The 14,775-nt window shown below is 34.2% G+C and carries 9 protein-coding genes; 3 read left to right on the forward strand and 6 right to left on the reverse strand.

Translation table 11 applies throughout. The features are described 5' to 3' along the window. Positions 1–87: 87 nt before the first annotated feature. From TYM08_RS14475 to TYM08_RS14485, 3 genes are read right to left on the reverse strand one after another with little or no spacing between them, the layout of a single operon-like run. Positions 88–456, reverse strand: a complete 369-nt coding sequence (locus TYM08_RS14475; protein WP_422379860.1) for a hypothetical protein — start codon at positions 454–456, stop codon at positions 88–90. Then, positions 444–917 carry a hypothetical protein gene (locus tag TYM08_RS14480; RefSeq protein ID WP_422379861.1) on the reverse strand — a complete coding sequence of 158 codons (474 nt, stop codon included), beginning with the start codon at positions 915–917 and terminating at the stop codon, positions 444–446. Before TYM08_RS14480 ends, TYM08_RS14475 begins: the two co-directional genes overlap by 13 nt. A 9-nt stretch (positions 918–926) precedes the next feature. Further along, a complete protein-coding gene (locus TYM08_RS14485; protein WP_422379862.1) occupies positions 927–8,918 on the reverse strand; it encodes a hypothetical protein in 7,992 nt (2,663 codons plus the stop codon). Between the two features lie 46 nt (positions 8,919–8,964). On the opposite strand from TYM08_RS14485, the gene TYM08_RS14490 reads away from it, so the two are divergent. The 3 genes from TYM08_RS14490 to TYM08_RS14500 all read left to right on the forward strand — a co-directional run bounded on the left by TYM08_RS14490 (position 8,965) and on the right by TYM08_RS14500 (position 12,220). Continuing rightward, entirely contained in the window at positions 8,965–10,683 is a 1,719-nt protein-coding gene (locus TYM08_RS14490) for a hypothetical protein (protein ID WP_422379863.1), read from the forward strand. Between the two features lie 375 nt (positions 10,684–11,058). Continuing rightward, positions 11,059–11,721, forward strand: coding sequence for a hypothetical protein (locus tag TYM08_RS14495; protein ID WP_422379864.1), 663 nt, complete (start codon positions 11,059–11,061; stop codon positions 11,719–11,721). A 91-nt stretch (positions 11,722–11,812) separates the two neighbouring features. After that, positions 11,813–12,220 carry a hypothetical protein gene (locus TYM08_RS14500; protein ID WP_422379865.1) on the forward strand — a complete coding sequence of 136 codons (408 nt, stop codon included), beginning with the start codon at positions 11,813–11,815 and terminating at the stop codon, positions 12,218–12,220. Between the two features lie 67 nt (positions 12,221–12,287). On the opposite strand, the gene TYM08_RS14505 is transcribed toward TYM08_RS14500, so the two are convergent. The 3 genes from TYM08_RS14505 to TYM08_RS14515 form a co-directional block, all read right to left on the reverse strand. Then, positions 12,288–13,166: a hypothetical protein gene (locus TYM08_RS14505; protein ID WP_422379866.1), complete on the reverse strand. Its 879-nt coding sequence runs from the start codon at positions 13,164–13,166 to the stop codon at positions 12,288–12,290. Then, complete coding sequence (locus TYM08_RS14510; protein ID WP_422379867.1) at positions 13,141–13,773, reverse strand: hypothetical protein; 633 nt, start codon at positions 13,771–13,773, stop codon at positions 13,141–13,143. The genes TYM08_RS14505 and TYM08_RS14510 overlap by 26 nt, the downstream gene beginning before the upstream one ends. Positions 13,774–13,936: 163 nt before the next feature. After that, positions 13,937–14,773, reverse strand: a complete 837-nt coding sequence (locus tag TYM08_RS14515) for a hypothetical protein (RefSeq protein ID WP_422379868.1) — start codon at positions 14,771–14,773, stop codon at positions 13,937–13,939. Positions 14,774–14,775 lie beyond the last annotated feature (2 nt).

Here is a 14,775-nt window from a genome sequence, read left to right on the forward strand (position 1 = left end):
ATGTCAAATATTACGAATGGGTGTCCTTAGTTGTTACTTAGTTGTTCATTGGCGTTGGGTGTCCTTTCTTTCCGTTTAGATCTTCTATTAAAATGGCACATCGTACTTACCATGTTCTTCATTCCAATACATTTCTTTATCACCAACTTTAACAGACCATTCAGCGCCTATTACAGCCAACCTAATAGATGATATTAAATCGAACCATGTTTCAACAATGTAAATAAAATCATCAATTTCATCAGGAAAATATTGAGTTGGTAATTCTATATTACTAAACAGAATACAACCTATTTTTGCATTTTGTTCAATTTCTAAAAAATCTCCTCCTCCATTTTTTAATAAATCAAGGAACACTTCATTCTTTCTTAATTTTTCAATTAATGAATCAATTTTTTCAGATTCAAGCGCTGATAAATTTTTATTTCTTAAAACCTCTATCGTTAAATAGTACAATTTTCTTCAAACTCCAATATTGCTTCGACAATTTCTTCATATAAATCAAACAATTTTACCAGTATCTCTTTTGCTTCTTCATAATCACTGAATACAGGGGATCTAGTTCCTCTACTTACTCCGAGTAATTTATTACAAGCAAATGAAAAAGAGGAACCCATATTATATTGTTTATCGTTAATAGAGTGGCTGTGCCATTGAGCATGAAAATTCACTTTACCAAAATCGAATAAAATCATTAAAGAAACCAGGCCAGTATTTTTTTTATTATTCAAAATAATGATTTGTTTGTCTTTTTTATTTGTCCTATTTTTATATCCTAACTCATTTATAATATTTGACAAAATATTAAGATCAGGAACATCCAAACTATTATCGAAATCATTGTGATCATTTAGGATCGCAATGAATTTTTCATAAAAACTAATTTTTTTAAATAATTCTAAATAATTATTATTCATAATTCTCTCTTAATTTTCAGGCGCAAACTTAAGTTCAATGCCATATTCAGATGCTATTTTAATATATTCATCAATATTTTGTAATTTTAAATTAATATCTGGTAATTCTAAATACATTTGCCCTTCTAGTTTATCCACTCCTTTTACCAACCCTTTATCTTGATATTTAGTTGAATTAATAATTGTACCAGGAGCGTATTTTTTGTTCATTTCAGCCAAGTATGTTCTATACGTTTTAATTGAAATATCCCCTAAATTTGTTGCTTTTCGTGAAACAATTGCTTCACCTGGTGTATAGGAATCAAGACGCTTTCCATTTGCTAAATGAATTTCATTATATGGATACCATTCTTCGTTTACAGCTTTTTTATTAAAAGCATTTCCTCTAGCCATTGGCGAATCATTCAACCAATAATTGCGAACTTCTAACCAATCTTCTCTAGTTCTTGGAATTTTATCATCTTTTATTTTGCGTTGCTGATATTTAATATAATCTGCTTCTAGATCGGCATCTTTGAACAAATTATCTTTATTTAAAACATTATTCTTATTATCAAGCTTAAATGGTATTACCAATGGGTTAGAATAAACAGTGCTCCCGTCCAATTTACTACCATCAAAGGTAATATCAATATTATTAAGATAATCATACCCCCCCTTAATAGAAGAAGGACTCAACATTCGAATCTTACTCAACGCCCCTACACCACCAAGCAATAATGATCCTGGCTCAGCTGCATCATAACCAGCCTGAGCATACTCACCATTTTTTAAATGCTCAAGGGTTGAAGTACTATCATTCCATAAAGAATTCCCCATGGATTTAATATCATCCCAGTCCATCATAAATAAATCTACAGCACTATTTTTAGCAACTGTTAGCAATTCTAGAGGGTCATTTTTCAAAGTGCCCATAAATTGATGGGCTGGTACACCGATTAATTTTTCGCCAAAAGAAAGCCCGAAAGTACCCGCTTTTTGTGCCATATTAAAATCTTCACCATCACGTCTGATCGATTCATTAATATAGAAAGTAGTAGCATCTTCACCGATTCCATCCCAAGTGTCAGTCGTGCTATTTTCTGAAAGAATTTTAGAAATTGAATAAGCGTGAGCTTCATAATTAACCGCCCTCATATCCAACCCAAGTTCACCAGCTTTATTTGCAAAAAGATTTAAATAAGACTCAAATATCAATTCTCTTTTTTCTTGTCTTTCTCTAGCATTGCCTGGCACTTCACGGTCATTAAAGTTCAATACAGTTGCACCACTACCAAACAAATTTTTATCAAATAACCCTAAAGAATCTTTGAATTTATATTGAGAGAACCCATCTGCAAGATCAGAAGCTGCACCGTCAATATATCCATCGGACAAATCTTCAAATATTGGACCAATCGCATTAGTCATTAAAACTGAGTATGCTTCATTAAACTGCTCTTCTGATAAATTAAACTCAGGTTTACTAGCCCATTTTAACCATGTACTTATTTCTTCCAATTGAACTGTTTTAGGTTGTATATTGCTAGGGTCAGGAGCTGCGTCAAAATCAACATAGCCTTCTTCATCATTGTAATATTCAAAATTATAATCTCGGTCAAAATGAAGTTTTAATGTGTGGATAACATCAAGGGGGTTGATAGTATTTTCTGTTGCAGAAACCGTGCTAGGCGCAGTGACATTAGGTATTTCAGTAGATGATTCAATTACATTACTAGCACTGTTAGATGAATTTCCACTACCAATTACTTTTAATCTTTCGGCATCATAATTAGTATTGAAATTAACATTTTCTAATTGATTATTTGCTATTATTTGCTGTTGAGAAGCATACTTACCCTCAGCATTAGCCTGCTCACTAGCCAAATACTCAGCATTAAAATCTTGATTAAATGCATACCCTAAAGAAGAACCTGACTTGCCATCATATTGACCATCTTTTATTCGATTTTTAATACTGGTTTGTTCATGCTTATTTAAATTATTGTCTTTCGCGTATTGATTTGCAGCAAGCTGCGCATCATAACGACCTCTATTCTGAGCCCTACGATCATCAATAACACCATTTAAACTGTTACCCCCAATTTCTAAATTATTAATCCCATTCCCAAGCACCGTACCAAACTGATTACCGGCATAGTTCTTAAAGAAATCAAACGCAGCGTCTTCATCCGCACCTGATGCTGCCCCAGCAAATATGCCCGCTGCGGTAGTTCTAGCAAATGCACCACCTAACTGCTGGCCAAAGCTTGCCTCACCACCAGCTGGATTGTCTTTCACTTTATGATCCAAGAACGCGGTAAACGTACCACCAATGGCTTCAATCCAATCTGCTGAACTTAATTCTTCATCATCTTCCAAGCGAATGGCAGTTTCAGCTAACTGAACCCAAGGCGTGATATAAGACTGTGCAGTATTAATCGCTTCAATGGTTTCTGCGCTTGCGCCAGCGGCTGATCCAATTACATCAACTGCACCGGCAGCTACTGCACCTAAAATAGGGGTCCAGTTATCAATTTCACCGGTTTCAGGGTTTTTATTTTGTCTAACTTGGTCATAGACTTTTACAGAATGTTTTAATGCTTTAAATAAATTAGCAATGTCTTTCGTGGTTTCAGCCGCTTTCGCTAATTCTCCAAAACCAGCTGCTGCCCCCGCATAGGCACCTGAAATCGCATCTTCTTTAACCTGCTCCCAAAAATCTTCGCCACCTTCTGGTAATTTACCAGTGAGAATCAATGAGGTTGCCGTTTGCTTTAGAATACTGGCACCCGCTGCTATTACAGCACCAGCAATAGCTGATACCGCTACCGTTGCCACTACGCCTAATAAACTAGTTCCAAACGCACCAGCAGCAAGGGCCGCCGCCCCACCCGTTAAGGCAGTCGCCACCACCACAATCGCAATAACAGCCACCACTGCCATCACTTGCTGACACTTAGATGGCTTAGGCGGTACCTGGTCTAAACCAGGCGTGGTACTGCCAACAATTTCAGATTCTGAATATTGTTTGTGAGTTTCACTATCAATTTTAACGCTTTCAATAGATTGCGGAATCTCAATAGTTTGACCCGCCACCAAGGTACTGTTGGCATCTAACCCGTTTGCTTGAGCGATCACAAACCAAAGGTTTGCGTTGCCCAGCATATTGGCAGCAACTTGTTGTAAGGTTTCGCCGCCTTGTGCGGTGTAACTGCCAATACCTGCGGTTGGATTCAGTTCACCAGGGGTTTGTACTAGGCGGAATGAACCTGTGCCTAATTCAACAGTAACAGCACCTTCTTTATCACCATCATCATTGATTACAAACTCTTTTTTACCTAATTGGTTGCCATTGGCGTAAAAATATTCACCGTGTGCGCCGCCAGGGCCTGCTTTAGGCTCTTTACCACCTACTGAACCACCTGAAATCGTTCTTCTTAAAATTTGACCTTCTGTGTTATAGATGAAGTTTTTAGTTGTGGCTGCGGTATCGCCACTTGCATCTACCTCTACTTTTGTTAAATTTCCGTTTGCATCATAGGTATATGATGAGTCAGTTGCTTTCACATGTTTCATGTTACTGGAGTTTGTGGTTTCGGATGTTTTATTGCCTAAACGGTTGAATCTAATATTGGTGTAATAATTTAAGTCTTTACCATCGGTGATTGTATTTTTGGTAGATCGACCTTTATTGTCCAACGTCATTGTGGTGGTTTGCGTTTTTGTGTCGTCTCGTTCATCACCGCTTAATCCGCGTCTATCGAAAGAAGTGGTTTGCCACTTTTGATTATCGCTTGTATAAGATGACTCTTGTCTAAACTCAACCGAGCTTCCTTTTTTCTCTTCGTATTTGTCTAGATTACCTCTTGCATCATAATCCCATGAAGCAGTCCAGCCACTCCAAGATGCACTTTGAATTAACCCATTTGAACGATAGTAGTAGGTTTTCGTTGTAGTATGCTCGCTGTCAGAGGTCCTGTCTCGAGAGGTTTTAACTTGACCATTATCGTAGTAGGTATACTCAATAATTGGTGCTGGATCGCCTTTTTCGTAAATGGCTGATAATTGCCCTTTGTTATTATAAATATACGTTTCTTGATCCACTAAATTGCTTAATGAAGTTGCGTAAGTTTTAACGGATTGAAGTTTGTTGGCGTCGTCATATTCCCATTTCACAATATGATGATCACTTGTGCTGTCACCACTCACTCCAAAACCAGCAATATTTAATTGAACTAAATTACCACGTTCATCATGAGAATAAGTTAACTGTTGGCTTAAATTACTTGCGGTGACTAATTCGGTTGCTCGGTTGCCATCTACATCATATGTATATTCAGTCGATTTAATCACGATCGTATCGGACACTCGAATTAGGCGACCTAAGTCATCATAGGCTTTTGTAATATTTGTGTCTGGGCTATTAGAAGAACCGGTGTATTCACGAGTCACGCGTCCAAAATCATCATATTCAAAGGTTTTGACTGCTCCGATCTCATTGGTTTGGGTTAGAATTCGACCAAACTCTCCATAAGTGGTTGCAGTGGTATAACCCATTTCATCGGTTGTGGATATTTCGTTACCAAGGATATCGTATGCAGTCGTAGTGGTGATGTTTTTTGCAGCAACGTCATTGTATTCACTTCTGCTTATTTTAGTGTGTACCACTTGACCAGCTTTATTAAATACTTGGGTTCTTAGTACCCCCTCTTCGTAAGTAATACCCACTTGATTGCCACGACTATCTAAATTGAAGCTTGTTGTGATTGCATCACTACCTGTACCTTTAGTGATACTGGTTTGTTGGTCGGCTTGGTTGTATGCATAAGAAATATTTTGCTCAGTACTAGCATCTTCTTCAGCAGATGATGCTGCATTAGAATACTGAACGGTCACACGTCCGAAATTATCAACATCGTAGTGTTTATATACATTTGCACTTAACGTTTGATCACTATTAATTAAATATTCATGGGTTACCGTACCTGAAGCATCGTACACTTTTGCTGTGCCTACGCCTTCACCACCAGTTCCTTCAGTTGTACTTTCACCGGTACTTGCCTCAACCCCAGATCCAACACCATTTAACTTCACCACTTCACGTGAATGAATGTCTAACAATATTCGATCAGTGATGCCTTGGTTTTCTCCACCACCGTCAAAACGTAATGTACTGGATGTTTCTACGTTGAATACGTTGTATTCATATTCTCGATATGATCCATTGCCATAATGCTCAAGCACTAAGTTGTTTACTGCATCGTATTCATTTCTAATAATGGATTGAACGGTGCTAGCGGATGAGCCTTCAAATAATGCGCCATAAGTAACAGCGGTATTAAACTGAGCCGTCATATTGCCTTTACTGTCATATTGCGAGTACATAACAATATCGTCAGCGGTTGTGCTTGCGTCCCCTACTTGCGTGGTTTGAATGGCATTACCGTATGCATCATTTTTGAATGTACGCCAAATGCCATCGTTTTCGTTTGTGCCAATTAAATTACCACTGTCATCGTAATCGTAGTTGGTGAAATAGCCTGTGCCATCGCCTGTAATGATTTCAATGATTGATTGGCCAGAAATTGCAATGCTTGAATTAAAGTGGGAAGAACCTAATTGAATGACTTCGTTTGATCTAAAGCCTGTTTCAAAACTGTAATTACCATTAGAGTCAGAAATACTTGAATTTAATAAAACTTCATCCACTACAAAACTTTTTTGAGTATAAGTTTCAATTTCTTGTTCAGTTAAGTTAACTGAATAATCTAAAACATTGATTAAAACTTCTTTGCCTTGCGTGGAGGTAAAATACAGTTTGTATTGTTTATTTGAATTTAACGATTCAAAATGTGTGATGGTTGCAACGTTATCATCACTAGAGGCAATATCTTCCCAGCTTTGATCGTTATTGTCTCTTGATGCTAAATGCAGATTACCTGAGCCTAGTAATGCTATTTCTTCAGCACTTAAATTGACTGTAAATGTAATGTCTTCACCAATTTTAGCGCCTTTATCTTCTGCTAACTCTTCGTCATTATTTTCATAAACGGCTATGCCTTCAACAGTAAACTCACTTTCATTTGATAGATAATTACCAATGTACATATCTATTGGTTTATCTTCATAGTTTTGAATTAAATCTAAAGTAGCATAATTACCTTCAGTCACTTTTTCTTCAAGTAATTTGGACGCATAATTAATCAATACACTTTGAGTATCGTTTGGTTTTTCTATGACAACATTATTAACTTCATAGCCCGTTGATGTGACATCAAAATTATGAACAATAATGTCGCTCCAATTTTCATCCACTGCAATTGTTTCCACATCACCTTGGAAAACGGCAAATTTAATGACTAGCTTGCCATCAAGTGGCGTTTCAATATCCTCTAATGTAAATTCATATTCTTCGATATCAGATTCAATTGGTCGAACATGCTGCTCATCACCAATGTAGAATTTAATATGCGACGTGCCTTCAGGAATATACTCTGGAGAAATTGAGAACGTGTAATCGCCATTTTCAACATTAGCTTTTATATCATCAACGTTTACAGTTGTTTCAACTAATGAATTGGGATCAAGTACGTACCCTTGTTCCAAATCAATGACATAACCTGTCAATCTATCGACAACTTGGTTTGTGTCGCCTAGTTGAGTATAGCGACCTTCAACATTGCTAGCTTCATATACAGACTCATACTCGGCAGCACCTTCAACTCCGAACTTGCTATATGGATTGTAATCAAATTCTATTTCGACTAAATGATCTACTTCTCTTGAGTAGTTATCATCCCCTAGGTAAACAGGATCAAAATCATCAATAAAATCTAGTAAATCTTGTGGCGCTAGAATATGACCATTCTCATAAGAATAGCCACTTTCCATCTGTTCTCTTGTGAATTCGATGTCTCCCGAAACTTGCATCAATGGCGTTTGTGTTTCTAATCGAATTGTTTTACTAAATACTTGTGAATCAATTATCCAACTTAATTGATAAGAACCTGATAGCTGAGCAATATCTTGGATGATTTCACTTGTGAATGTCAGACCGTTTTTTTCAAAAGAATAGATTTGATTACCAATAGTTAATTCAACTGACTCAACAGGAGCATTGAAGTCAAAGTTTAATCGAGCGTCATCTGAATTAACCGCAGACCATGATTGTGTGGTTGGTTGCGGAACATGGTAAACCGTATTTTGGAATGAAGAGCGCTTATGATTACCCTCATCAACCGCAACTAAGTGAACATAGTACGTTTCACCTGGAATGGCATCTTGATAAGTATAACTCGTTGATGTACCTGCTAAATTAATGATTTCTAATGGATTTAAATCATTCAGTTCTTCAATAGTTGTATCTTCATTAGCGTTTAAGTTAGTTGTAGATATATACAGTTTCCAACTCGTTACATCGCTGTAGTCGTCTTCTTTTTCAGTTAATGCCCAATCTATACTTAATCCTTCTAGGGAAGAATTTATTTGATTAAAGTCAATTGAGAAATTTAATTTACTAACGGTTTGACCAGTAAATGCTGAGACTACATTGCCTCTTGCATCAATCTCTTTAACCGTTTCAGAACCATTAGGCTCTTTTGATCGAACAATGTCTCCATTACCGTTATGTGCCCAGTATGTATTATAACTAAGCTCTTCGACGTTAACTCCATATGTTGTTAACCCTTCATATAATTCGCTTATGGAAGTGAATTCATTCATACCTTCCCAAGTTTTATTACCAATTTCGTCGAAACCATAACTAGTTCGAATGTCTTCACCGCCAACTGCTGTATAAACATCTTCAGCACCATTAACACCTTCGGTAATGGTATCTTTACCTCCCATAACTAAGGTTTTTTGATCGGCACGGTTATGGGCGTTAAACGATATAAGCTCCAGTTTATCTTTTGTGCCATTCATTGTAATGGCTATCAAAGTGTCTAATGAATCTTGACCCAATACTCCACGCCACCAATTTCGCCCCATATATAGGTAATAGAATTTAATGATATTCATTATTTTCTACGTTATTATTACCTTTTAATTAAAACAGGGCTGTCCAATGATTAGAGTTATCTTCCTTATAGTTATATTTCTTTCTTTTTCGTGCAGTGATCCAGGCAATTCGCCTAAGGATTCAATGATTGATAACGCTCTAACTGCTGATCCCGATGACACAAACACCCATACCACGGACAACACTGAAACTGATACTCAAATCGATGAAAATTTATTTTATATTGAACTTGAAAATCCAAACTTTGATGAGTCCAAACAAATCAGCACTTTATTAGAACAGCCCGTATCGAGTAATCAGTTATCGGGAGTTCTTTCTAAAGATTCCTTGTTTATAAGAAAAGTCATGTTCGATTATGTTTTAGATGCAAGGGAAACTGTTCGTAATTTTAGCACTGTTGTGAGTTCGACAAGGGTATATGATAATGACGATGTTGAAACATTAGAAATTATTGAAAATTGCATGTATGGCGGTACAATTTATATTAGAAGAATTGGAAAAACATTTTATGAAATGATAGCAACTGACTGCGTAGCATATAACACTACATATAATTTCCATGCGATTGATTATATTGATGACAAAACAGTTATGACATTCAATTTTTCAGATGGTAATTACACATTTAAAGGAAATTATGTAAAAACCGATAACGCTGAAGTTGGTTTGTACGAAAAACATGAATTTTTTGCAGAATTCTCTGGATCTTTTGAGGCAACTTATTTTGCTGCCGGCGCCGTTAATATCAGCGAATCTTATTCAATTTTTGGAGCTTTAGATACATACTCTCACTATAAATATAAACTTGAGCCAAATGCCATTACACCTTGTTTAATTGAAAGACTTGGAGTAGAAGAAACTGTTGAAGGAAAAACTGAAGAATTAATATCTACTCAGGATAAATGCTTAAATCCCGATAACTTTATTGAACTTCCATTTAGTAATCAAGGTGACACTTTGGTTTATGAACTTTCAATTTCCCCCTCTGATAAAAATTTAATTGACTACCAAGATATTAAATTTTACACACGAGGGGCACAAAAAAAAGGCGGAAATGAGATTTTATTAGCTTTTGCAGATACTGAAAATAATATTAAATATTTTGATTACTCACCTTCCAAACATGATATCACGGCAACATACACTAGTGATTTTTATTATACCTTTAATACTTTAGTTCTGAATAACTCAACTAATGAAGTTGTGTCCTATTATTTATATTTAAATAACTATGCTGGTAATTGGAACACAGAACTATCTGATTCAATTTTAGTAGATTATCACAAAGATTTTAATAATAGACTAACACTTAGAAAAATAGGTACCATTTCAAATGGTTCTTTTATCACTCCATATTCAATGCAAAAATTGAATATGGATAATTCTCTTGATGAAAACACATATAGTGATCCTATCAATATTTCTGAAGCAGGGTATTATTTTATAAGGTTAGAACATGATTACCTTGCCGATGAATTTTCGAGCTTTTTTGATTTAACAGATGACAATCAAACCATTACACCTACCCCTATTGGGTCCACTGATTTATACAATTTATTCCATTACGATAATATTGATTATAGCGCAGATTCTTTTTACGGCCCCTTATATGCGGTCTATTACCTAGAACCAGGAAATTATGAGTTAGAATCTACATTTAGGAATTGGATGTATGGTAATAGTATTCAAGAAATCCCTGAAATTGATTACACAATAATTATTGATAAAATTGAGATTGATTCTGGCAACATTTTACTTGAATAGCTATAACGAGCATAGTTTAGATACGCATCATAATTTGATCATGAAATCTATTTGGTCTTTTATGGCGTATTTACTATGTGTGTTAGACTAATCAGATGAATTCAGAAATGCAGCCTTTATAAATTTATAAGTGCTATATATTGAAAATATTGCAATGACTATTGCTTTGAAATTTTAATACTATGATTTATTCTGTGGTTAACTTGGGATATAAAAGCTCTTTAATCAATTATCATAAAAAGCCAGTGTAGATCAAAAAGGTGTCAAGTATTACTTGAAAGTCATTAATATTCATAATTAACCATTTAACATTAACAAGAATTTAACTTTACCCTTGTATATTAATCTTTTAACTCATTTACAGTAGAGGAAAACATGAAAATCCATTTTACAATTCTATTTTCTATATTTATTTTATATACATCAACAAACACATTTGCGGAATCAAAAAATATTTTAATCGGTGCAGAACTTAGTAATTCACTATTAGGTGAACCAGTATCTGATTATTATTTTGAAAGTGGTAAACATGATATCACCCGAATAAATGAAACCCTTTTATTGGGTCCAACCTTTGAATATTTAATTAATTCAAGCTTTTCGATTCGTGCTAGTACGCAAATTCAATTTAAATATAAAAACATACAAGCTAAAAATCGAACTTTTTCTTCTTTTTCAGTCCCAATTGATTTTCAAGGTTTTTATTGGATAAATAATTTTTTTAAAATAGGAGGGGGGATGAATATAATTACAGCTCATTCGTTAACAGATGAAAGACCCACTACAATTGAAGTTATTGACTCTCCTCAAGTGACAGATACTTATCAATTTAAAACGTCGGCGGCACCTATTTTTACAATTCAGTTTCACGACTGGTTCACACTACAAAATAATAAAGGCGTTTCTTATATAGGACTAAGCTATTCAGCTAATACATTTTATATTGAAAACTATGATTCTAATATGTTGTTAGATCAAAAAATAAATGGTGATAAATTCATGATCACTTTTGGGTTTTCTTTTCTAAAGAAAATATAAACTAAATAGGCCAAGAATTACCTTGCCAAACTAATATTTTAAAACGATTTCTGACATTTCTAATGTATGATGAAATAAGAGAGTTAATTAAATGAAATTAATATTTACATCCCCAATCAATATTTTAAATAATAAAAAGGTATTAACAGATCCGGACTTTTTAAAACATTTTAATGAGGTTTCTTTTAAACAAGAAACGTCAATTGATTTGATGTCAAAAGCTTATATAGAAAACAATGATTTAAAGGGCCTTAGCGAAGGCCATTTGGGCTTAAGGTACGATGCTGAAAGTAATGTGGTCAACCTTATGGTGCCATATGATTTACCAAGGGATTTTACCGATGTTCAAATTCAAACACTGGGCCAAAATTTACTGACTCAATTTAATACGTTACTTGGTCCTAAATTTTCTCAAGAACTTAATGATAATATTCAAATGGAGCTTGAATACCCAATTGAAGAACTGAGTTTCTTTAAAGTGAATATGGATGATTTATAGTAATTTTTTTATGTTTGATATAAAAAAGGCCACAAAATTGTGGCCTAATGTGATCAAAATTTTAATATTAAAATTCGACATCTAACGAATAGTAAGTATCTCCATCATCGTTATATGGATTGGGTTTGCGAGGGCAAGTACCCATTAATACCTGAGAAAAATAAGCATCCAAATGTTCAGCAGGATTTTTTAATTCTTTTAAATTATCAAATCCAGGGCCTATTGAAAGATAGAGTTTCTGATCGTTATTTTCAGTATCAATTAAAATGTGATCAAAACAACCTGTGCGCATAATGACGGACATTTCATTACTTACTCGATTTTTTAGATATGACTCTGTATAAGGTAATACAGTTTCTGTATCTATTATGTTTTCCATTTTTCTGAAACTACCAACCATTTCAATTAACACCGGAGAAAAAGGTTCGTCAGCTGTATCAAATTTTGAAAAATAATTAAATGTTTTATACAATTCTAAAAATATTAAAGGTAATTTATCACCTAATTTTTCCTGTAGAAAATCACTTCTTACTTTCATATTGGCATTTGTACCAGGAAAAGAAAAATTTAGCATCTGATTAGATTTACTAACTACACTAAAATAATATAAGTAACTAAATCCCCCTCTTTCTTTACCGCCTAAAGTATGATCAATCATTTTCTCTTCCACAATCACAAGTTCAGAACAGTTATTAATTAAGCTGTTATAAAATAAGGGGAAGTTTTCTTTTAAATGCCCAAAATAGAATTCTTTTCCTTTATCAAGAGCTTCAAATATCCAAGGATTTGCTTTATGGGTATCGATATCATCTACACCTTCCACACCATCAAATAATTCCTTTGGCAATTGCGAAGAATCAGTGTAAAAATTATTTACCCATGATGATCTATGCTTAAATTCACTAAATCTTTTATACACTTTAAAATCCTCCAGTTTGTGAATCATTTAATTTATTTATATATTGCTGTAACATCAATGAAGTATTTGTTTGTTTCTTGGCCAAATCATTTTGATAGCCTTGATCAAATTTTGAATTTCCATGATTAAATACATCGTCATGGGCTTTATTTGGACCATTATAACCAGGCCACTCATCATTGTTTAAATTTTTTCCACCTTTAGACTGATTATACATCGATGGCATATTCTGAATATTATCTTTATGATAAATGACCTTCATTTGGTTTTCTTTGGTTAATGCTTTAAATCCATCCATTTCTTTAATCTGATTAACCGGTGTCACATGATCTGGAGAGAACTTAATCCCATCATCCACCATTTTCTGTGTGACGGTCTCTACTTTGTTAGTGTAAGGATTCACATATTCTGAGCCTACAGCATTTGATTCATTACGCATTTTTTGTGTAGTGGTAGAGAATTCTAAATCATCTTTACCAGCAACCGTAACATTACCATCTCGATCAAGTCTTAGTTTTTCACCAACCGTTTTATCTTTACGGCTAATGACGATTCCACCTTTAGTACTTGAAACCGTGTAATTCTGAACATTATCCTCACCTAATTTATTTTCAAGCTTTTTATAAGTATTCACTTTATCAACATATTCAGATTTAGAAATTTCGCCTTTATCTAATTTGTCTTTTAAGTCAACTGCCCCGTTCTTTTATAAAGAGCGCACCCATATATTAAACACATTTCCCCTAGATATAAAAAAGGCCACTAAAAAGTGGCCTAATGTAATCAAAATTTTAATATTAAAATTCGACATCTAACGAATAGTAAGTATCTCCATCATCGTTATATGGATTGGGTTTGCGAGGGCAAGTCCCCATTAATACCTGAGAAAAATAAGCATCCAAATGTTCAGCAGGATTTTTTAATTCTTTTAAGTTATCAAATCCAGGGCCTATTGAAAGATATAGTTTTTGATCATTTCTTTCTGAGTCGATTAATAAATAATCGAAGCAACCAGTTTGAATAATAATCGACATTTCATTACTGACACGATTAGATAAATATGATTCTTTGTATGAATCATACTTGTATTCAAGATTATTTTCCATTTTTTTATAGTGACCAATATTTTCAATTAAACTATTTGAAACGCCATCTTCTTCCAAGTCAAACTTATCAAACCTATCAAATGAATAATACAATTCTTGAATTACTTTCGGCAAACCTTCTGTTTCTTCAGATACTTCATTTATTCTATCGTCCATATCATCAAACACCCCTGGAAGGGAAAAGCAAATCAATTGACTTGCTGAGCTTACAATAGCAAATGAATAATCCAATCTATATCCTCCGTTTTTGTTCCCAGCCAATGAAAGATCTTTAGTTTTTACTTCAATTAAACTTAAATCAGAGCATTCTTCTATCAATATTCGATAAAAATTCGGAAAGCTATTTTTTAAATGCCCAAAATATAGCTCTTTACCTGAATTTAAAGCTTCAAAAACCCATGTATTAATTTTAGGGAAACCATTATTATCCAATCCATTAAATAACCCTTCAGGGATTTCATAAGATTTATTAAAAGATCTCGTTACACTAGAACGATTATTTGAAAAATCTGTAATTATTTTATACAAAC

Origin of the sequence: Marinicellulosiphila megalodicopiae (assembly GCF_045862395.1) — a bacterium.
Lineage (GTDB): Bacteria > Pseudomonadota > Gammaproteobacteria > Pseudomonadales > Natronospirillaceae > Marinicellulosiphila > Marinicellulosiphila megalodicopiae.